The sequence below is a fragment of the Spirillospora sp. NPDC047418 genome, from assembly GCF_040643275.1.
Lineage (GTDB): Bacteria > Actinomycetota > Actinomycetes > Streptosporangiales > Streptosporangiaceae > Spirillospora.
This window is the reverse complement of sequence record NZ_JBEYTW010000082.1, coordinates 18,692-38,995: the sequence shown is the minus strand read 5'-3', so window position 1 is coordinate 38,995 and position 20,304 is coordinate 18,692. Positions and strand designations below refer to the sequence as shown.

The window sequence follows — 20,304 nt, the reverse complement described above, 5'->3', positions numbered from 1 at the left end:
TCTTCTTGCGTCACAACTCGAAGATCATCGGGCGGCTGTCCTGCGTTACGAACCGGCCGCTACCAGCTCAAATCACGATCTCGGACTGCCGTACTTGCCGCCGTCCTCCCGCAGTGCGCTTGAGCAGGCGCAGTGATCAACGATCGTAGAGTGCCTTGAGTACGGGGTGGGAGTCTCGCACGTGCTCGAAGCGATAGTGCCGGCATGGTGGCCCTGGCCGGTGGCGACGGTGGTGATCTCGGGCCGACGGGGAGTGGGCATGGGCCGGGGCAGCGCCCCGCCTCTTGCGGCTTGCAGGGAGGACGGTTGACACGGATGGCTAATGGGATTAGCTTGTAGCTAACATCATTAGCCATATGGGGGATGTCGTGACCGAGTATCTGACCGTCGAGGGTGGCACTATCGCTTACGAGGTGGCGGGGGACGGGCCGCTGGTCGTTCTCGCGCACGGTATGGGTGACAGCCGTGCCGCGTACCGGGCCGTGATTCCGCCGCTGGTGGAGGCGGGTTACCGGGTCGCCGCGGTCGATTTGCGGGGTTGCGGCGAGTCGAGTGTCGACTGGCCCGAGTGGAGCCGCACCGCCATCGCCGGTGATCTGCTCGCCGTGATCCGCCACCTGGGCGGGCCGGCCGTGCTCGTCGGGCACTCGGTTTCGGGCGGCGCCGCCACCATCGCGGCGGCGCAGGAGCCTTCGCTGGTCAGCGCGGTGGTCGAGCTGGCGCCGTTCACCCGCAAGCAGTCGATCAAGCTCGGCGACCTGCGCGTGAAGCGCTTCCGGCAGGGCATGCTGCGGCTGCTCGGCACCGCGATGTTCGGCAGCACGCGGCTCTGGCGCTCCTACCTCGACGTCGCCTACCCGGGCGCGAAGCCGGCCCACTGGGACGAGCGGCTCGCCCGCATCGACTCCCTGATGAGCGAGCCGGGCCGGATGAAGGCCATGCAGGGCATGGGCCGCAGCGCCCCGGTCGACGCCGGCGCGCAGCTCGGCAACGTCCGGTGCCCGGTCCTGGTGGTGGAGGGCACGCTCGACCCCGACTGGGCCGACCCGCACGCCGAGGGAACGGCGATCGTCGCCGCCCTGCCGTCCGGCCTCGGCCGCCTGGAGATGATCGAGGGGGCCGGGCACTACCCGCACGACCAGTTCCCCGACCGGGTCGTCTCCCTCATCCTCGGCTTCCTCAGCTCGGAGGGCGCCCGTGCCTAGGGCTGGACTCGACCCGGCAGCCGTGGTCGCGGCCGGCGCCGCTCTGGCGGACGAGGTGGGCCCGGCCAGGCTGACGATGGGCCTGCTGGCCGAACGGGTGGGGGTGCGCACCCCGTCCCTGTACAAGCACGTGCACGGCCTGGACGACCTCAACCGGCGCATCGCGGTCCTGGCCTTGAACGAGGCCGCCGACGCCGTCGGGGGCGCCATCCAAGGGTACGCGGGCCGCGACGCCCTCGCGGCCGCCGCGCGCGCGTTCCGCGCCTTCGTCGTGGCGCACCCCGGCCGGTACGCCGCGACGATAGGCGTGGAGCCGTCCGGCCCGGACGATCCGCTGGCCGCCGCGAGCAAGCGGCTGCTCAGCGCGTTCACCGCCGTCCTGCGCGGCTACGAGGTCCCGGAGTCCGACGTGGACCACGCTCTGCGCACGCTGCGCAGCCTGTGCCACGGCTTCGCCACGCTGCAGTCGGCCAACGGGTTCCAGTGGAGCGCCGACATCGACGACAGCTTCGAGTGGCTGATCGCCTTCGCCGACCGCGGCCTGTGCGCCATGTGCGACCGCCGCGAGGGCCCCGTCGCGGGCACTTCGCGCTCAGCCGCCGGGTCCGGGGCCGGACGCTACTTGCCGCGATCCGCGGAGTCGGACGGAGGCCGATGCGCGCGGTCGTAGGCCTCCTGTGACGCCGACACGTCGGCGAGGTGCGTGATCGACCATTCCTGCAGCGCGCTGAGCGGCTCGCGCAGGGTGCTGCCCGCCTCGGTGAGCGTGTACTCGACGCGGACCGGAACCTCCGGGTAGACGGTTCGGTGGACGAGCCCGTCCCGTTCGAGCCCGCGGAGCGTCTGGGTGAGCATCTTCTGCGAGATGCCCTCAATGCGGCGGCGCAGCTCCGAGAAGCGGGCGGGGCCGTCCCAGAGGGCGCCCACGATGAGCACCGTCCAGCGGTCGCCGATGCGATCCATGATGTGGCGGGTCGGGCAGTCCGCGCGGTAGGGGCTGCCCTGGAGCACGGGCTCGCCAGGTTGGGTCACCACGCAGTGCCTTCTTCCCGTTGGAGAGCTGCCCTCCTACGGTAATCGCAGGGCGTCGTCCGACGCCACTCGTCCCAGCGGGGGTTCGGCGGGGTCACCCGCCTGTGAGGGTGACGACCTTCAAACCGGGGGCCTTGTCGATTTCGCTGGTGCAGAAGCGTTCGGTCACCCACTGCTTCTTGGAGAAGAGGCGGGTCTGGTCGGCGTAGTGCGGGGACGTCGGGTCCGTCGACTGGGAGTAGGTGAGGAGGGTCCGGGTGTCGGGGCAGGCGTCGCCGTCGAACGAGACCACCTGGAGGTAACTGGACCCTGTGGTGATCTCCGTGTAGCCCTTGCCCGGCATCCACGTGCCTTCGACCTTGTTGAGGATGCCTAGGTTCTCGGTGCCGCCGCCGATCGGGATCCTCTCGCCGTTGCGGGTGACGTACTGGTGGCCGCCGAGCGGTGCGTCCAGGGGGATGTTCGACTTCTTCAACTCGTCGACCGCGTCCATCAGGGCCTTGCGTGCGGCCCAGGAGCCGGTGTTGAAGTCGCGCGGCGTGTTCACTGGGTCGGATGCGTCGAACGGCGTCTTCCACAGGTCCCACGCGGCGAGCGCCTTGCGCCAGTAGCGGTCGAAGAGGAGGGCGCCCCGACTATCAACGTTCGCGGTCCTGTCCCACTTGGCCAGGACGTCGCAGGGCTCGCCGAGGCGCATGTCGCGGCACATCTTCACCGTTCCGTCGGCGGCGAGTTCACCGGCGTGGTCGCGGTTCGCGAAGACGAGGTCCTGCATGTCGGCGCGGGTGAACTTGCTCTCGGCGAGCTGGTCCTGGACGGAGACGATGCCGCTCCTCGTGCGGAGGCTGCGGGCGGCCTTCTCGTCGCCGATGATGCGGTCGTAACCGGTCAGCGGCTTCTCCGGATTGGACAGCCAGTAGCTGTCGTTGGAGTTGGTCACGTAGTCGCCGCGGGTCAGCACCGGATACCGGTCGGGGTCGAGGATGCCCGGCTGGACGGTCCCCGGCGCCTTCCCCGGTGCGCAGGACGAGCGGGTGCCGTCCAGGATGGCGAGGCCCGCCTGCCGGAACGTGATGTGGCCGAGGAGGCTGTTGCAGCGGTCCGCGAACGCGTCCGTGACGTTCGGCAGCACCTGGATCTGGGCGAACAGCGCCTTGCCGCGCGAGTCGGCCGCGATGGTGTTCACCCAGGGCAGCCCCTGGGTCTGCTTCAGCGCACGCACCGCGTCGTCGGTCGTGCCGGCCTTGCCCAGGGCGAGGGACGTGTCCGCCAGACGCAGGTTGGTGGCGTTCGGGTCGGTGAGCGCGTAGGCGTTCCAGGTCGTCCACGGAAGCCCGATGGACGAGACCGACGTGACGATCGGCCCGTACCGGCTCCGCCACTGGGTCTTCGTGACCGGCTTGAGCGAGCCGTCCGGCTGCTTGGCCTGGACGGTGACCCGCCGCTGGGTCATCTTCTCGATCGTGCCGTCCACGAAGTAGGACGTCGGGTCGCCCGGCACCAGGCGCAGTTCGGTCAGGCTGAACGGGACGCCGGTCGCGACGGTGTGGCTCCACGCGAACGTCGCGGTGTGGCCGATGTTGACGGACGGCGAGCCGAGCAGGGCGGCGCCGCTCACGTTCAGCTTGCCGGGGATCGTCTGCTGCATCTGCCAGAAGCGCCGCCCGTTGTGCCACGGGTAGTGCGGGTTGCCGAGGAGCAGGCCGCGCCCGTTCGCCGTGGCGTCGCCGCCCACGGCGATGGCGTTGCTGCCCATGTCGGCGTTCGCCAGCAGCTTGCGGGCGCCCTCGGCGGCCTTCGCCGGCGACTGGGCCCTGGCGGGCGCGGCACCCGGAGGCGCCGCCTCGGTGATCTGGTCGGTGACCATGCCGGAGCCGCCGACCATGGCGAGGGCGTAGCCGCGCCGGTAGACGTCCAGTGGGGTGATGGGCCGCAGCCACGCGGCGCCCTTGCACGCCGGGTCGGTGACCTTGCCCTCACGCAGGTAGCGGTTGTAGCCGGCGGCCCAGCCCCGGCTGAGTTCGCGGACCTCCGCGCCGGGGCCGTAGGGCGCGGGCGTGGCGGCCAGCCGTTCGACGATCTTGCTGTCGTTGATGGCGGTGAAGAACACGTCGCTGGCCATGTTGGTGGACGCCGACGACAGCGCCCTGTCCGGGGAGCCGTCCGCGCCGAAGTACTTGGAGCGCTCCCCGCTCAGCGTGACGACGCCCTGGGCGAGCAGGCAGATGTCGTCCTTCGCCGCCGCGTAGCCGGTGCCGTAACCGAGGCCGGCATAGTCGCGCGCGGTGATGTGCGGGATTCCGTACTCGGTGTAGCGGATCGTCGCCGACATGGCGTGGTCGCCGGGCGTGGCGGCGGACGAGGTCACGGGCGTCAGGACGGCGGCGGTGACCACCGCGGCTCCCGCCACGCGCAGGACGGTACGCGACATGGGACTCCTTGATCACAGAAGTCCCGCAAAGTTCGCACAAGTGATCGTTCCTGGCAAGACCTACGGGACGAGGCCGGGCAGGTCGGCGGCGTGCTCCTGGAGGTAGGCGGCAAGGGTCGCGGGGATCAGGTCGATGGCGGCCAGGTCGGCGGGGGTGCACGGGACGAGGTCCGCGTCGTAGCGGCCCCGCGACGGGTCCTCGAATTCGGGGCCGTGCCGGCGAGACAGGTCCATCGACGTCAGCCGGCACACGTAGAAGGTGTTGAGGCGGTACACCTCGGGCGACTCCTCGCCGCACGCGAACACCTGCCGGACGGGGCCGGCGGTCGCGCCGAGCTCCTCGTCCAGCTCGCGGCGCAGCGCGGCCTCCGGGGACGCGTCGTCCGGCTCGATCCTGCCGCCCGGGGTCGTCCAATAGACGGGCCGGTCCGGGCGGGTGCGGCGCAGCAGGACCAGCGCGTCGCCGTCCAGCAGGAGGGCGCGCACCGCCCGGCGGATCCTCACGAGTTCAGATAGGCCAGGACGGCGAGGACGCGGCGGTGGCCGCTGTCGGACGGCGGCAGCCCGAGCTTGGCGAACACGGCGCCGATGTGCTTGCCGACCGACCGCTCGGTGATGACGAGCGTGGTGGCGATCGTGGCGTTGCCGAGGCCCTGCGCCATCAGGCCGAGGACCTCGCGCTCGCGGGGCGTGAGCGCCTGCAGCGGGTCGCGGCGGGCGGTCATCAGCTGGGACACGACCTCGGGGTCGAGGGCGGTGCCGCCGGCGGCGACGCGGTCCAGGGCGTCCAGGAACTCGTCGACGCGGCCGACCCGATCCTTCAGCAGGTAGCCGATGCCTTCGGCGCCGCCCGCGAGCAGCTCGGCGGCGTAGGTCTCCTCGACGTACTGCGACAACACGAGCAGCGGCAGGCCGGGGATCCGCTTGCGGGCCTCGATCGCCGCGCGCAGCCCCTCGTCGCGGAAGCCGGGCGGCAGCCGCACGTCGAGGACGGCGGCGTCCGGACGGTGCTCCAGGATGGCGGGCAGCACCTCGGGTCCCTCGCCGGCGGCGGCGACGACCTCGTGCCCGCCCGCGTTCAGCAGCATGACGAGCCCCTCGCGGAGCAGGACGTTGTCCTCCGCGATCACGATCCGCACGGCAGCTCCACCTCGAGCGTCGTCCCTCCCCCGCCGGGGCTGTCGATGCGGGTCGTCCCGTCCAGCGCCGCCACCCGGCGGCGGATGCCCGCGAGGCCGCTGCCCCGGCCCGGGTCGGCCCCGCCCTTGCCATCATCGCGCACCCTGACGGTCAGGCCGCCGGGTTCACGGCGGACCGTGACCCAGCCGTGCCGGGCGCCGCTGTGCTTGGCGACGTTGGTGAGGGCCTCGGCGACGACGAAGTAGGCGGCGGCCTCGACGGCGGCGGGCGCGCGCCCGTCCCCGACGTCCGTCTCGATCGGGATCGGCTGCCCGGCGGCGAGCGCGCGCAGCGCCCCCGCGAGGCCCCGGTCGGACAGGATCGGCGGGTAGATGCCGCGGATCACCGTGCGCAACTGGGTCAGCGCCTCCTCGATGCCCTCGCGGGCCTCCAGGAACAGGGCGCGGGCCGCGTCGGGGTCGTCGCCGAACCGGCGGTCGGCGAGGCCGAGGCGCAGCGCGGCGGCGACGAGCTGCGCCTGCGTCCCGTCGTGCAGGTCGCGCTCGATGCGGCGCAGTTCGGCGCCGTGCGCCTCCAGGGCCTCGGCGCGGGTCTCGGTCAGCTCCTCGACCCGCTCGGTGAGGCTGGTGCGCCGGGTGGGGCCGAGCAGCGACGCGGCGAGCCGCGCCTGCCAGCGGGCGAGCCGCGGCAGCAGCCACAGCAGGATGAGCAGGTAGAGCGCCGCCTGGACGAACGGCATCGTCAGCGCCGTCGGCCAGTCGTCCAGCGTGACGATCGCCGACTGGGAGCCCTCGGGGGCCGCCCACCACCACAGGGGCAGCGACAGCGAGAACGGGATCGCCGGCCAGATCCCCACCGCCAGCACCGCGACGGGCAGGCCGGTGAGGCCGTGCGCGGCGAGCCACGCGGCGTCCCGCCAGGTCGTCCGGGACCGGGCCAGGCGGAGCCCCTCCGCCATCCCGTCGCCCGCCGCGCGGCGGTACGGCGCGGGGATCTCGCGGCCGAGCAGCCGTCCCGCCCGGCGCCGCTCGGCGTTCGCGAGGGCGCGCAGCGGCTTCACCGCCGACGGCAGCCACGGCAGCGCGGCGGGCAGCAGGACGGCCAGCACCAGCAGCGGGGCCAGCCCGAACAACGCGGGCACGGCGGTGCGGAGGGCGGCGGCCAACTCGCGGGTCGCCGCCGCGCTGCGTTCCAGTGCGCTTCTCATGTCACCTCACGAAAGACCGTAGGCGACCGCCGGACCCCGCGCAGCCGGGCCCGCACCCGGAACGGGGGTGTAGCCCGCTACACCATGTGTCCGGGACGGCCGAACCGCGCAGCCGGTCCCCCAGGCGGCCTCTCCGCCGTTACGATCGCCACTGGCATGCTCTGTACCGGAACGGCGTGAAATGGATGATGTGGAGGTCCGGCACCTGCCGGGCGACCTGCCGCAGCTGTTCGGCGACGGCGTCGGGGACGACGACGCCGCGCGGACGCTGTCGGTGCCGCTGCCCGACGGGGATCTGGTCTGGCCCGATCCCGGCTACCCGCAGCGGCGGCCGCTGCTGCGGCCGGCGCTGTGGCTGAGCGACGACCCCGTCCGCGGCGACCTGTGGGCCGCGCTGCGCGCCGAGCACGGCCGGTCGGGGCTCTGGCCGCTGTTGATGGACGAGTCCGACCAGCCCTGGGCGGCGGGCCAGATCGCGCCCGAGCCGGTGGGCGAGGTCGCCGACTACAACCCCCAGGCGTTCATGTACGAGGTGTGGACCGACTTCGCCGAGCAGGCGGCGGACGAGGACCTGGACGACCTCGCCCCGTACGGCCGGCACTGCCCCGGCCCCGCCCCGGCGGGCGTGCCGCTCGACGACCCGGACGCGATGGCCGACCGCTACGCCCGCGTCCTCGGCGCCCGCGGCCTCTCGCTGGGCCTGGTCGCGGTCGGCCGGGGCGCGGACGCGCTCACCGCCGTCGGCTGGCAGGGCGCCCTGAACCACAACGAGTGGACGGCGCCGCTGTCCGCCGTCCTGCGCAGCTGGGAGGACCGGTTCGGCGCCCGCGTCGTCGGGCTCGGGTTCAACACGCTGGAGCTCAGCGTCGCCGCGCCGCCGGTCACCACCCGGCAGGCCGTCCACGTCGCGGCCGAGCACTGGACGTTCTGCCCCGACATCCTGTTCCAGGGCCCCGGCACGCTCGCGGGCTACGCGGAGGAGATCCGCGGCAAGACCTACTGGTCGTTCTGGTGGGACTGAGAGGCGGGATGCGGGGCGGGATGCGGGGCGGAGGGGTCCTGTCCGGGGGCATCGCGGCGGCGATCGTCCTCACGCTGGCGGCCGATGTCACCGTGCTCGTCTCCCGGACGCGCGACGAGCCGCCCAAGGCCGGGAACCTCGTGTCGGTGGACCGGGACGCCGCCCCGCAGGCGCCGGCCGTCGCGCCGCTGACCCGCCGGTACACGCCGCACCTGCTGGTCGCCGGGACGTCCCCGCTGCCGCCGGGGACCGTCGAGCGGGCGCGGCGGCTCAAGGGCGTCGCCGGCCTCACCGTCGTGGACGCCGCGCGGGCCCGCGTCGGCGGGCGCCGGATGGGGCTGCTCGGCGTCGACCCGTCGGCGTTCCGGGCGTTCGCGCCGGAGGCGACCGCCGAGTCCGACCAGCTGTGGCAGACGGTCGCGTCCGGCGGGCTCGCCGTCTCCTTCGAGCAGAGCCGCGACGGGGGGCTGCCGCTCGGCGCGGTCGTTCCGGCGGGCCGCAGCACCGGCACCGGGCGGGTGCGCGTCGGCGCGTACGCCTCGATGGGCATCGGCGACATCGACGCCGTCGTGTCCCGCGCGCAGGCCCGCGCGCTGGGCCTGCCGGACGGGAACGCCCTGGTCATCAGCGCCCCGAAGGCCGACCCGGCGAAGCTGGCGAAGCGGCTGGAGAAGATCCTCCCGCGCGGCACGAAGGTGGCGGCGCTGGCCCCGGCCCGCAAGGCCGGGACGAAGCCGAAGCCGAAGGGCCGCCCGCAGGTGACCGGGCGGCCGGACGGGGCGGCGGGCGACCGGACGCCCATCACCGGCAACATGATGACGCCCACGATGCGGACCGCCCTGCTGGAGATCGCGGGGATGTTCGGCCCGTTCCCGGTGATCGGCTGCTACCGCTCGACCGGCGACCCGCAGGACCACGGCGACGGCCGCGCCTGCGACTTCATGGAGAGCACGGGCGGGCGGATGCCGAGCGCCGGCGCGCGGCGGCACGGCGAGCAGGTCGCCCGGTACGCGGTCGCGAACGCGCGGCGGCTCGGCATCTCCTACGTCATCTGGAGGCAGCACATCTGGAACGTGCGCGGCGGCGGCTGGCGGCCGATGGCCGACCGCGGCAGCATCACCCAGAACCACTACGACCACGTGCACATCTCGGTGCTGCGCTAGTGCCGGGCCAGGACCGGGCTGGTGCCGTGCTAATACCGCGCTAGTTCCGGGCCAGGTGCGGCGCCCGCGCGGGGCCGGGGGTCAGGGCAGTTCCTGCTCGCACCACACGACCTTGCCGCCGGCGGTGCGGCGCACGCCCCAGCGCCGGGCCAGCCGCCGCACGACGTGCAGGCCGCGGCCCGACTCCGGCATGTCGCCGTCCTCGTCGGGGAGGCGGACGCGGGGAGCGCCGTCGGCGGAGTCGAAGACCTCGCAGACGAGGCCGCCCTCCCGCACCACGCGCAGCGTGACCCGCCCGCCCGCGTGCTGGATCGCGTTGGTGACCAGCTCCGACACCAGCAGCATCGTGGAGTGGGTCAGCTCGTCGAGGTCCCAGCGGGCGAGCCGGTCCCGGACGAGCCCGCGGGCCCGGCGGACGGCGGCGGGCTCGGCGGGCAGCTCCCAGGTGGCGTGGTGGTCGGCGGGGATGCGCGCCAGCCGGGCGACCAGCATCGCGATGTCGTCGCGGTGCTGGTCGTGGTAGACGCCGTCGAGCGCCGCCTGGCACAGGTCCTCCAGGGGGCGGGCGGCGGCGCCCGGCCCGAACGTGGCGAGGAGGCGGGCGAGCCCGTCGTCGATGTCGCGGGTCCGGTTCTCCACCAGGCCGTCGGTGTAGAGGAACAGGAGCGTGCCGTCCTCGACGGTGAACTCGCGGGTCGCGATCGGGGTGTCGCCGCCGACGCCGAGCGGCGGCGCGGGCGGCACCGGCAGGTACTGAGAGGCGGCGCCGGGCGGGGCGAGCAGCGGCGGCAGGTGCCCGGCGCTGGCGACCTCGCACCGGCCGCTGACCGCGTCGTAGACGACGTAGGCGCAGGTGGCGAAGTGCGGTTCGCGCTCGCCGAGCACCGCCATCAGCGAGTCGAGCCGCTCCAGGGCCTCGGCGGGCGGCAGCTCCAGCCCGGCGAGGGTGTGGATCGCGGTGCGCAGCCGGCCCATCGTGACGGCGGCCTTCACGCCGTGCCCGGCGACGTCCCCGACGACGAGCGCGACGCGGGCGCCGGGCAGCGCGATCGACTCGTACCAGTCGCCGCCGACCTCGATGCGGCGGCTGCCCGGCAGGTAGCGGTGGTGCACCTCGACCGTCGACGGCGCCGACAGGCCCGTCGGCAGCAGGCTGCGCTGCAGGGTGAGCGCGGTGGCGCGCTCCCGCGAGTACTGGCGGGCGCTCTCCACGAAGATGGACGCCCGGTTGGCGAACTCCATCCCGATCTCGCTGTCGTAGGCGTCGAACGGCCGGTGCGCCGTGTTGCGGGTGCAGACGAAGAAGCCGAGGACGCCCGCCGCCGACACGATCGGGAGCAGCAGCATCGACGCGCCCTTGAGCAGGCCGGCGACCGGCGGGCGGCGCCACGCGCCGGCGAGCCGCGCCGCGCCCTCGCCGCCGAGGGCGCGCAGCACCGGCTCGCCCGACTCCAGGCACAGCGCGTGCGGGGTGCCCGGCGGGTAGACGAGGGACTCGCCGGTCGGGAACGTCGCGTCCCAGGCCGGGTCCTCGTCGTCGAACCCGATCGCCATCCGGCGCAGCTGCGGCCCGTCCGGGCCCTCCGGCGGCTCGTCGGCGTCGATGTGGCTCTCGGCGAGCAGCAGCGCGCCCGAATTGCAGAAATGCGGGACGAGGACGTCCATCAGCCCGCGGGCCAGCAGTTCCAGGTCGAGGGTGGAGCCGATGCGCGGCAGCGCGTCGTCCAGCAGCGCCCGGCGGATGACGGCCGGGTCGACGAACCGGTCGGCGAGCGGCACCGGCACCCGGATGACGGCGAGCGCCGCCGGCTCGGGCGCCGCGGCGCCCGCGAGACCGGCCGGGGCGGCGCCGCTCATGGGGTGGACGGTCACGACCGCGTCCAGCGTCCCGCCCGCCGGGGTCTCCACGGCGAGCATGGCGGTGCGCTCCCGGCCGGCCTTCAGCGCCTCCAGCAGCGGCTCCCGCGCGCCCGGGATCAGCTCGTCCAGGTAGGCGCCCACCAGGTCGTCCGCATTCCGGGCGAGAACGGCGGCGGCGTTGCGGTCGAAACTCAGAATTCTCCCCGACGATTCCATACCGAGAATGAGAATTCGGGTGGACGACTCCATCGCTCGATTATGGGACATCGGGCGGCCGGATGAGGCCGATACCGGAGGGGAAGCGTGTCCCTAACGGGGCCCGTGGGTCTCCGCCAGGAACTCCCGCCAGGTCCGCTTCCCGGTGGCGTGGCCGGGGGTGAGGTGGTGGCCCGCCCGGAAGCCGCGCCCGGCCTTCCCCGGCAGCGGCAGCGGCACCCGGACGGGGCGCCGCAGGCCGCGCGCCTCCAGGTAGCCGTCCAGCATCTCCGCCACGGTGAGCACCTCGGGGCCGCCCATGTCGTCGACCCGCCGCGCGGGCCCGGCGGCGAGCGCCAGTTCGGCGAGCCGCGCGGCGACCTCGGCGACGTCGACCGGCTGGTCGCGCAGCCCCTTCGGCACCCCGACCACACCGGGGACCTTGGTGAGGACGTTGAAGACCGCGTCGGGCAGCGTGTGGAACTGGGTGGCCCGCAGGATCGTGTACGGCAGCCCGGAGTCCTCGATGAGCTTCTCCACCGCGAACTTGGTCCGGTAGTAGCCGTAGGCGATCTTGTCGACTCCCACGATCGAGATGTAGACCAGGTGCGGGGCGCCCTGCCCGCGCGCGGCCTCGACCAGCCGGCGGGCCGCGGGCAGGTCCCGCTTGGCGTGCAGCGGGTCGCTGGCGCAGTGCACGATCGTCTCCGCGCCCTCGACCGCCGCGGCCACCCCCTCGCCGGTGTACAGGTCGCCCTTGTGCCAGGTGAGGTCGGCCTCCGGGTCCCTGTCGCGGCGGCTGAGCCCGTGCACGTCCGCGCCGGCCTCCCGCAGCAGCCGGACGACGGGCCGGCCCAGCGTTCCGGTGGCCCCGGTCACGAGAATCATCGGTTCCTCCTCGGTGTGTCGGACACGTCCAGCCAGACCGAATGGACGCCCCGAATGTGACATCCCGGCCGCGCCGCCGTCACGACGATCCGAAGACCTGCGGCGGCGGGACGGGCGTGACGATCTCCTCGCCGTCGCGCAGCGGCGCCGCGCCGGCGCAGAAGGCGGCGAGGTCGCCGCCGTCCATCACCCGGGCCCGGACGATGCCGCCGGCGGCGCGGCGGGTCAGCTCGGCGACCGGCAGCGGCTGCTGCGAACCGGCCACGATCAGGTTGCCGAACCGGCGGCCCCGCAGCACCCCGGGGTCGCCCATCAGCACCGTGTGCCGGAACACCGACCGGATCGTGGCGGCGACCCGGCGCGCGAACGGCAGCCGGAACCCGTCGGCGACGTTGGCCACGTAGACGCCGCCCGGCCGCAGCACCCGGGCCGCGTCCAGGACGAACTCGCGGGTCGCGAGCTCCGGCGGCATCGACGCCTCGGCGAACGCGTCCATCACCACCAGGTCGTCGGCGTCGTCGGCGAGCGCGGCGATGCCGGCGCGGCCGTCGGTGATGCGGATCCGGAGGCCGGGGACGCCCTTGACGGGCAGCCGCTCGCGGACGAGCTGCACCAGCTCCGCGTCCGGCTCCAGGACGATCTGCCGCGACCCCGGCCGGGTCGCGGCGATGTAGCGGGGCAGCGTGCAGCCGGCGCCGCCGATGTGCACCGCGTCGAACGCCTCGCCTTCCACGCCGGCGCAGTCGACCACGTCGCCGATCAGCCGCATGTACTCGAAGTCGAGGTAGGTGGGGTCGGACAGGTCGACGTAGGACTGCGGCACGCCGCCGACCAGCAGCATCCAGCCGCCGTCGCGGTCGGCGTCGCGCAGCAGTTCGGCCTCCCCGCCGGCGATCTCGTAGGTCCGCGGCGGGGAACCGTGCCTGCGCTTGCGTGCCATGCCCCCACCCTACGGACCCGTCCGGCGGCGCACCTCCCGGCCGTCAGGCTCGTTCGGTGAGCGCGGCCTCGGCCGCGAAATGGCAGGCGCTGGGGTGCGGCGAGCCGTCCCGCTCCGCCAGGGCCGGCACCTCCTCGGCGCAGACGTCCCGCGCCTTCCAGCAGCGGGTCCGGAACCGGCAGCCGGACGGCGGGTCCAGCGGCGACGGCGGCTCCCCCTCCAGCCGGATCTGGCCCGCCCAGCCCGGCGCGTCCGGGTCGGGCACCGGCACGGCCGACAGCAGCGCCTGCGTGTACGGGTGCGTCGGATGCTCGTAGATCTGCGCCGCGTCCCCGGTCTCGACGACCCTGCCCAGGTACATGACGGCGACGCGGTCGGAGATGTGCCGGACGGCGGCCAGGTCGTGCGCGATGAACACGTACGCCAGGCCCAGCTCGCGCTGCAGTTCGGCGAGCAGGTTCATCACCTGCGCCTGGACGGAGACGTCCAGCGCCGACACCGGCTCGTCGCACACCACCACCTCGGGGCGCAGGGCGAGGGCGCGGGCGATCCCGACGCGCTGGCGCTGCCCGCCGGAGAACTGGTGCGGGTACCGGGTGACGTGGTCGGGTTCGAGCCCGACCAGCTCCAGCAGTTCCTGGACGCGCCTGCGCCGCTCCCCCTTCGGCGCGGCGGCGGGGTGGATCGCGAACGGCTCGCCGACGATGTCGCCGACCGTCATCCGGGGGTCGAGGGAGGAGTACGGGTCCTGCATCACCAGCTGGATGCGGCGGCGCAGCGCCCGCAGCTCGGACTTCGGCAGCGCGAAGACGTCCCGGCCGTCGAAGCGGACCGTCCCGGCGGTGGGGCGTTCGGCGGCGAGCAGCAGCTTGGCCAGCGTCGACTTCCCGCAGCCGGACTCGCCGACGACGCCGAGCGTCTCGCCGCGGCGCAGCTCCAGGTCGACGCCGTCCACGGCCTTGACCTGGCCGACCGCCCGCTTGACCAGCACGCCCCGGGTCACCGGGTAGTGCTTGACGAGCCCCTCCACCCGCAGGATCGGCGCACCGCCCCGCTCCGGCGCCTCGCGCGGGCCGGGCGCCTCGCGCGGGCCGGCTGCTTCATTCGGGTCCGGCACCGTGGACCTCCTCGGCGAAGTGGCAGGCGGCCTCGTGGCCGGGCGCGACGGTGACCAGCGGCGGCCGCTCCGCCGCGCAGCGCGCCTCGGCGCGCGGGCAGCGCGGCTGGAACGGGCAGCCGGGCGGGAGCGCAGCCGGGTTCGGCGGCGCCCCCTTGATCGGGACGAGCGGCGCGCCGCGCCGGTCCAGGCGCGGCACCGACGCGAGCAGGCCCCGGGTGTAGGGGTGCGCCGGCCGCGCGTACAGCTCCCGGGCCGGGGCCTGCTCGGCGACCGACCCCGCGTACATGACGACGATCCGGTCGGCGACGCCGGCGACGACGCCGAGATCGTGGGTGATCAGCACCATGCCCATGCGCAGCTCGTCCTGGAGCCCGGCGAGCAGCCGCATGATCTGCGCCTGGACGGTCACGTCCAGCGCGGTGGTCGGCTCGTCGGCGATGAGGACGTCCGGCTCCAGCGCCAGCGCCATCGCGATCATGATGCGCTGCCGCATGCCGCCGGAGAACTGGTGCGGGTAGTCGCCGAGCCGTTTGGCGGCAGACGGGATCCGCACCCGCTCCATCAGCTCGACGGCCCTGTCGCGGGCCGCCCTCCGGCCGAGCCCGCGGTGCACCCGGTACATCTCGCGGAGCTGGTCGCCGACGGTGAACACCGGGTTCAGCGCGGTCAGCGCGTCCTGGAAGATCATCGAGATGCGGTCGCCCCGGTAGGCGCGGCGGCGCCGCTCGGGCAGGCCGAGCAGCTCCTCGCCGCGCAGCCGCACCGAACCGCGCTCGACGCGGGCGGGCGGCACGTCCAGGATGCCCATGACGGCCTGGGCGGCGACGCTCTTGCCCGACCCGGACTCGCCGAGGATCGCGAGCGTCTCCCCCTCGTCGAGGGTGTACGACAGGCCGTTCACCGCGTGGACGTCCCGGCCGCGCACCCGGAACCGGACGTGCAGGTCGTCGACGCTGAGCAGCGGCGCCGGCGGCGGCGCCGGGTCGTCCTTCAGGTCAGTGAGCATCGGTCACCGCAGCTTCGGGTCGAGGGCGTCGCGGGCGGCGTCGCCGAGCATCAGGAAGCTCAGCACCGTCGCCGACAGGAACACGGCGGGGAAGACCAGCAGGTGCGGGTGGTCGATGAACGCGTCCTTCGCCTGGTTGAGCTGGAGCCCCCAGGAGACCTCCGGGTACTGCAGGCCGACGCCGAGGAAGTCCAGCGTCGCCTCCCCCACGATCACGTTGCCGACGTTGAGGGTGGCGACCACGATCACCGGGGCGATCGCGTTCGGCAGGATGTGCCGCGCCATGATCCGCGCGTCGGACGCGCCGAGCAGCCGCGCCGCCTGCACGTAGTCGGCGTCCCGGACGGAGATGACCTGCCCCCGCATGATGCGGATCATCGTCGTCCAGCCGAGCAGCACCAGGACCAGCGTCATCGCCCACACGCCGTGCGAGGGGAACGCCACGAGGATCACCGTGGCGCCGAGCACGAACGGCAGCCCGAAGAACACGTCGGTGAGCCGCGCGATCAGGGCATCCAGGAGGCCGCCGTAGTAGCCGGCGAGCAGCCCGAACGCGAGCGCGATCGCCAGCGCGAACAGGGTGACGGCGACGCCGATCAGCAGCGTCGGGCGGGCGCCGTGCACGACGTGCGCGTAGTAGTCGCAGCCGGCGAGGTCGGTGCCGAACCAGTGGTCGCCGGACGGCCCGAGCTTGGCGGCGTTCGGGTCGCAGCCCTGGTTGACGTCCCTGGCGGTGAACAGCCGCGGCAGCGCCGCCATCACCGCCACGACCGCGAGGATCGCCACCGACCCCCAGAACACCCAGCGGCGCCGCAGGTCGCGCCACGCGTCGTCCCACAGCGAGGCCCGGCCGATCTCGCCGCCCGCGACGGCGACCGCCGCGGCGCTCGTCCCGGCCGCGCCGGCCTCGGGTCCCGGCTCGGCGCCGGGCGGCGGCCCGGCGTCCGGCTCCTTGATCGTCATGCCCGCCTCACTCGTACCTGATCCGCGGGTCGAGCACCCCGTACAGCAGGTCCACGACCAGGTTGACCAGCAGGAAGATCAGCACCAGCACGGTGACCGCGCCGACCACGACCGGGCCCTCCTTCAGCTGGATCGACTGGAACACCTGCTGCCCGATGCCCGGCAGGTTGAAGATGCCCTCGGTCACGACCGCGCCGCCCATCAGGTTCCCGAAGTCGACGCCGAGGTAGGTGACGACCGGGATCAGCGAGTTGCGCAGCGCGTGCCGGCCGACCACCCGGGCCCGCGACAGGCCCTTGGCGTTCGCGGTGCGCACGTAGTCGGCCCGCAGGTTCTCCGACAGGCTCGTCCGGGTCAGCCGCGCCACGTACGACAGGCCGAGCGAGCCGAGCACGATGCCGGGCAGCAGGTAGCTCACCGGCCAGCCCTCGTCCGTCCCGGCCGTGGGGAAGATCTGCCAGTGCAGCCCGAACAGCAGTTGCGCGGCGTACCCGAGGACGAACACCGGCACGGCGATCACCAGCGTCGTCCCGCCGAGGACGAGGGTGTCGGCGAGCTTGCCGCGGCGCAGGCCCGCCCATGTGCCGAGCGCGATCCCGATGGCCAGCTCGAAGATCCACGCGGTGAGGGCGAGCTGCGCGGTGACCGTCCACCGGCCGCTGAGCATCTCCGACACGCTCTGGCCCGTGTAGTTCTCGCCCAGGTCGCCCTGGACGAGGCCCCACATGTACTTCGCGTACTGCACCAGCAGCGGGTCGTTCAGGTTGTACCGGTCCCGGAGCGTCTGCAGGACGTTCTCCGGGACCGGTTTGTCCCCGGCGAGCGCCTGGATCGGGTCGCCCGGAAGCGCGAACACCATCACGTAGATGAGCAGCGTCGTGCCGATGAAGACGGGGACCGCCTGCAGGAGCCGCCGTAGGACGTAACGCCACATCGCCGGTTACTTCACCGTCACATCCGTCGCGACCAGACCCGTGGAGAACGGAGTGATCGTGACGTTGTCGACGTTCTCGGAGCGGCCGCCCTGCCCCGCCCACGTCCAGAGCGGGATCATCGGCATCTCCTGGATCGCGATGTCCTCGGCCTGGTTGTAGAGCGCGATGGCCTGCTGCTGGTCGGCCGAGCGGTTGGCCTGGGCGATGAGGTCGTTGAACTCCTTGTTGTCCCAGCCCATGCGGTTGTCCGGGCCCCACATGTTCTCCAGGTAGTTCTGGGGGCTCGGGTAGTCGGCCTCCCAGTTCTGCCGGTACGGGCCCTTCTCCGAGTGCTCCCGCAGCATGGAGAAGTAGTCGGACGCGGGCACCTGGCGGAACTGGATGTCGGTGATGCCGAGGTTGTCGCGCAGCGAGTTCGCGACGATCCGCATCCACTGCGCGTAGGTCGGCTGCGCGTTGGAGAAGTACAGCTCCATCGTCCCCTTGAACCCGCCGGCCTTGGCGAACAGCTGCTTGGCCTTCGCGGGGTCATAGGTGCACAGCTCGCCGCACGCGTTGTCGCGGTGGCCCGGGATGATGGACGGGACGAGCGAGTCGGCGGGGAAGTAGTCGCCGTTGTAGACCGCCTTGTTGACGCCCTGGCGGTCGATGACCATCGAGATGGCCTTGCGCAGGTCGGGGTTGTCGAACCGCTTGTCGAACAGCGGGAAGCCGAGGTAGTCGGTGGTGCTCATCTTCCGGGCGAGGAACCGGTCCCCGAGCAGCCGCTTCGCCTCGGGCACCTTCGCGGCCGGGATGGTCTGCAGCACGTCGATCCGGCCGGCGCGCAGATCGGTGTAGGCCGTGTCGGCGCTGGAGTAGCTCTTCCAGGTCACGCCCTTGTTCTTCGGCTTGCGCGGCCCGGTGTACCCGGGGAAGGCGACGAGCTTGATCTGCTTGTTGCGCTCCCAGTTGCCGTCCATCATGTACGGCCCGTTGCCGATCGGATGCTCGTCGAACGCCTTCAGGTCCTTCAGCCCCGCCTTCGGCATCGGCGCGTACGCCGGATACGTCAGCAGCAGCGGGAACTGGCTGAACGGCGCGTTGAGCGTGACCTTCATCGCGTCGGGCCCGGTCACCTCCACGCCCGACAGCGTGTCGGCCTCCGGCTTGGCGTTCTCGTCCTCGGGGTTCATCTCCTCGTACCCCTTGATGTACGAGAAGTAGGAGTTGGCGCCCATGGCGTTCGGGCCGTACGCGGCGCTGTTCCAGGCGTCCGCGAAGCTCTGCGCGGTGACCGGCTCCCCGTTGTGGAACTTCTGCCCCGGCCGGACCTTGACCGTCCAGACCTTCTGGTCGTCGGACGTGACGGACTCGGCGGCCAGCGGCGCGGCCTTCCCGTCCGCGGTGAGCGTCATCAGGTTGTCGAACAGCTCGGTGATCACGTCGAAGGAGTAGCTGCTGGTGGTGTTGGCGGGCACCAGGTGATCGGGCTCGGAGTGGCCGACGGTGAACGTCCCGTCGCCGGCCCCCGCCTCGTCCCCGCCGCACCCCGACAGCCCCAGCGACGCGGCGAGCACCACCGCGGCGACCCCCGCCACCCTCCTCCGGACACCCCTCTGGCTGGTCATGCTCCTCCTCGGCCCAGTCACGCCGTGGCGCCGCGGGCGCTTGGCCGCCCGCCGCACCTAGATTGCTCGCAGCGTCGTACCGCCGGTGACCGTTTGGACACACCGCTGACGGAGTCGAAACCGGATCGAGACGTTCTTGATCATGCATCCCCCCATCCCGCCCGAACCCACCCCGACCAGACCCCCCGCCCCATTTCCACCCCCATTGACACCGCCCGCCTCTCGGGGAAAATGAACCCTCATTGCAGACAACCGGGGGGCGAGGCGGCGGATCGGGGGGTGCGGTGGACGGCGAGGTCGGGCGGATCTGTGCTGATCTCATCCGGTTCGACACCACGAACCGGGGTGAGGGGGCGGCGCGTCCGGAGCGGCCGGCGGCGGAGTACGTCGCCGGGCTGCTGGACGAGGCCGGTGTCGAGGCGAAGATCGTCGAATCGGCGCCGGGACGGGCGAGCGTGCTGGCGCGCGTCGCGGGCACCGATCCCTCCCATCCCGCCTTCCTGATCCACGGGCACCTCGACGTCGTGCCCGCCGACGCGGCCGACTGGGCGGTGCCGCCGTTCTCCGGCGAGGTGCGCGACGGGTGCGTGTGGGGGCGCGGCGCGGTGGACATGAAGGGCAGCCTCGCGATGACCCTCGCGGTCGTCCGGCGGCGGCTGCGCGAGGGGCGCCGCACGCGCGGCGACCTGGTGCTGGCGTTCCTCGCGGACGAGGAGTGCACCGGCGAGTACGGGTCCCGGTACGTCGCGCGGGAGCACCGGGAGTTCTTCGCGGGGTGCACGGAGGCGATCAGCGAGTCCGGCGGGTTCAGCGTGGACGCGGGCGGGACGCGGATCTACCCGATCGCGACGGGCGAGCGCGGCACCATGTGGATGCGGCTGACGGCGCGCGGCACGGCCGGGCACGGCTCCAAGCCGGCGCCCGACAACGCGGTCGCCGAGATCGCGCACGCCGTGTCCCGCATCGCCGCGCACGCCTGGCCCGTCCGCCTCACCCCGGGCGTGCGGGCCCTGCTGGACGGCCTGGCGGACGCGCTCGGCACCACCATCGACCACGACCGCCTCGACGCCGAGGCCGCACGCCTCGGCCGCGCCGGCCACCTGTTCGCCGGGACGATCCGCAACTCGGCCAACCCGACCCGGCTCGACGCCGGATACAAGGTCAACGTCGTGCCCGGGACCGCGACCGCGCAGGTCGACGGCCGCTACCTGCCCGGCACCGGTGAGGAGTTCCTCGCCGTGATCGACCGGCTGCTCGGCCCGAAGGTCGCGCGCGAGTTCATCAACCACGAGGAGGCGCCCGCCGCCGACCCGGCCGGGCCGACGTTCGCCGCCCTGGCGGGCGCGCTCCGCACCGAGGACCCGCTCGCCCGCCCCGTCCCGTACGTGATGGCGGGCGGCACCGACGCGAAGTCGTTCCACCGCATCGGCATCACGAGCTTCGGCTTCGCCCCCCTCCTCCTCGGCCCCGGCCTCGACTACTTCGGCATGTTCCACGGCATCGACGAGCGCGTCCCCCTGGACGGCCTCGCCTTCGGCACCCGCGTCCTGGACCACTTCCTCACCACCCGCTGACCTCAACGGCCATC

At 73.2% G+C, this 20,304-nt stretch carries 18 protein-coding genes; 5 read left to right on the top strand and 13 right to left on the bottom strand.

The window, feature by feature from the left end; translation table 11 throughout:
• Positions 1-368: 368 nt before the first annotated feature.
• Entirely contained in the window at positions 369-1,205 is an 837-nt protein-coding gene (locus ABZ806_RS34860; protein ID WP_500221767.1) for an alpha/beta fold hydrolase, read from the top strand.
• The gene (locus tag ABZ806_RS34855) at positions 1,198-1,875 is read left to right on the top strand and encodes a TetR/AcrR family transcriptional regulator (RefSeq protein ID WP_500221765.1); all 678 of its coding nucleotides are present in this window, start codon (positions 1,198-1,200) and stop codon (positions 1,873-1,875) included. The genes ABZ806_RS34860 and ABZ806_RS34855 overlap by 8 nt, the downstream gene beginning before the upstream one ends.
• On the opposite strand, the gene ABZ806_RS34850 is transcribed toward ABZ806_RS34855, so the two are convergent.
• The 5 genes from ABZ806_RS34850 to ABZ806_RS34830 all read right to left on the bottom strand — a co-directional run bounded on the left by ABZ806_RS34850 (position 1,824) and on the right by ABZ806_RS34830 (position 7,015).
• On the bottom strand, positions 1,824-2,240 hold the full coding sequence (locus ABZ806_RS34850; RefSeq protein WP_500221763.1) for a winged helix-turn-helix transcriptional regulator: 417 nt from the start codon (positions 2,238-2,240) through the stop codon (positions 1,824-1,826). The genes ABZ806_RS34855 and ABZ806_RS34850 overlap by 52 nt on opposite strands.
• Before the next feature lie 91 nt (positions 2,241-2,331).
• Positions 2,332-4,668, bottom strand: a complete 2,337-nt coding sequence (locus tag ABZ806_RS34845; protein ID WP_500221761.1) for a penicillin acylase family protein — start codon at positions 4,666-4,668, stop codon at positions 2,332-2,334.
• A 60-nt stretch (positions 4,669-4,728) separates the two neighbouring features.
• Positions 4,729-5,154, bottom strand: coding sequence for an NUDIX hydrolase (locus ABZ806_RS34840; protein WP_500221759.1), 426 nt, complete (start codon positions 5,152-5,154; stop codon positions 4,729-4,731).
• Between the two features lie 14 nt (positions 5,155-5,168).
• Positions 5,169-5,807, bottom strand: a complete 639-nt coding sequence (locus ABZ806_RS34835) for a LuxR C-terminal-related transcriptional regulator (RefSeq protein ID WP_500221758.1) — start codon at positions 5,805-5,807, stop codon at positions 5,169-5,171.
• Positions 5,795-7,015 carry a sensor histidine kinase gene (locus ABZ806_RS34830; protein WP_500221754.1) on the bottom strand — a complete coding sequence of 407 codons (1,221 nt, stop codon included), beginning with the start codon at positions 7,013-7,015 and terminating at the stop codon, positions 5,795-5,797. Before ABZ806_RS34830 ends, ABZ806_RS34835 begins: the two co-directional genes overlap by 13 nt.
• 181 nt (positions 7,016-7,196) lie before the next feature.
• Here ABZ806_RS34830 and ABZ806_RS34825 point away from each other — a divergent pair, with 181 nt between their 5' ends.
• Complete coding sequence (locus ABZ806_RS34825; protein WP_500221752.1) at positions 7,197-8,036, top strand: DUF4253 domain-containing protein; 840 nt, start codon at positions 7,197-7,199, stop codon at positions 8,034-8,036.
• 20 nt (positions 8,037-8,056) lie between these two features.
• Positions 8,057-9,199, top strand: a complete 1,143-nt coding sequence (locus tag ABZ806_RS34820; RefSeq protein WP_500221750.1) for a VldE C-terminal domain-containing protein — start codon at positions 8,057-8,059, stop codon at positions 9,197-9,199.
• 81 nt (positions 9,200-9,280) lie between these two features.
• Here ABZ806_RS34820 and ABZ806_RS34815 read toward each other — a convergent pair whose 3' ends face one another.
• The 8 genes from ABZ806_RS34815 to ABZ806_RS34780 all read right to left on the bottom strand — a co-directional run bounded on the left by ABZ806_RS34815 (position 9,281) and on the right by ABZ806_RS34780 (position 18,716).
• A complete protein-coding gene (locus ABZ806_RS34815) occupies positions 9,281-11,275 on the bottom strand; it encodes an ATP-binding SpoIIE family protein phosphatase (RefSeq protein WP_500221747.1) in 1,995 nt (664 codons plus the stop codon).
• Positions 11,276-11,368: 93 nt separating this feature from the next.
• Entirely contained in the window at positions 11,369-12,142 is a 774-nt protein-coding gene (locus tag ABZ806_RS34810) for an SDR family oxidoreductase (RefSeq protein ID WP_500221745.1), read from the bottom strand.
• Positions 12,143-12,221: 79 nt separating this feature from the next.
• Complete coding sequence (locus tag ABZ806_RS34805; RefSeq protein ID WP_500221743.1) at positions 12,222-13,082, bottom strand: spermidine synthase; 861 nt, start codon at positions 13,080-13,082, stop codon at positions 12,222-12,224.
• Between the two features lie 43 nt (positions 13,083-13,125).
• Positions 13,126-14,199, bottom strand: coding sequence for an ABC transporter ATP-binding protein (locus ABZ806_RS34800; RefSeq protein WP_500221741.1), 1,074 nt, complete (start codon positions 14,197-14,199; stop codon positions 13,126-13,128).
• Positions 14,183-15,208, bottom strand: a complete 1,026-nt coding sequence (locus tag ABZ806_RS34795) for an ABC transporter ATP-binding protein (protein WP_500221739.1) — start codon at positions 15,206-15,208, stop codon at positions 14,183-14,185. The genes ABZ806_RS34800 and ABZ806_RS34795 overlap by 17 nt, the downstream gene beginning before the upstream one ends.
• A 3-nt stretch (positions 15,209-15,211) precedes the next feature.
• A complete protein-coding gene (locus tag ABZ806_RS34790) occupies positions 15,212-16,171 on the bottom strand; it encodes an ABC transporter permease (protein ID WP_500221737.1) in 960 nt (319 codons plus the stop codon).
• 7 nt (positions 16,172-16,178) lie between these two features.
• Complete coding sequence (locus tag ABZ806_RS34785) at positions 16,179-17,105, bottom strand: ABC transporter permease (protein ID WP_500221735.1); 927 nt, start codon at positions 17,103-17,105, stop codon at positions 16,179-16,181.
• Between the two features lie 6 nt (positions 17,106-17,111).
• A complete protein-coding gene (locus ABZ806_RS34780; protein ID WP_500221733.1) occupies positions 17,112-18,716 on the bottom strand; it encodes a peptide ABC transporter substrate-binding protein in 1,605 nt (534 codons plus the stop codon).
• Positions 18,717-19,000: 284 nt separating this feature from the next.
• On the opposite strand from ABZ806_RS34780, the gene ABZ806_RS34775 reads away from it, so the two are divergent.
• Entirely contained in the window at positions 19,001-20,290 is a 1,290-nt protein-coding gene (locus tag ABZ806_RS34775; RefSeq protein ID WP_500221731.1) for a M20/M25/M40 family metallo-hydrolase, read from the top strand.
• Positions 20,291-20,304 lie beyond the last annotated feature (14 nt).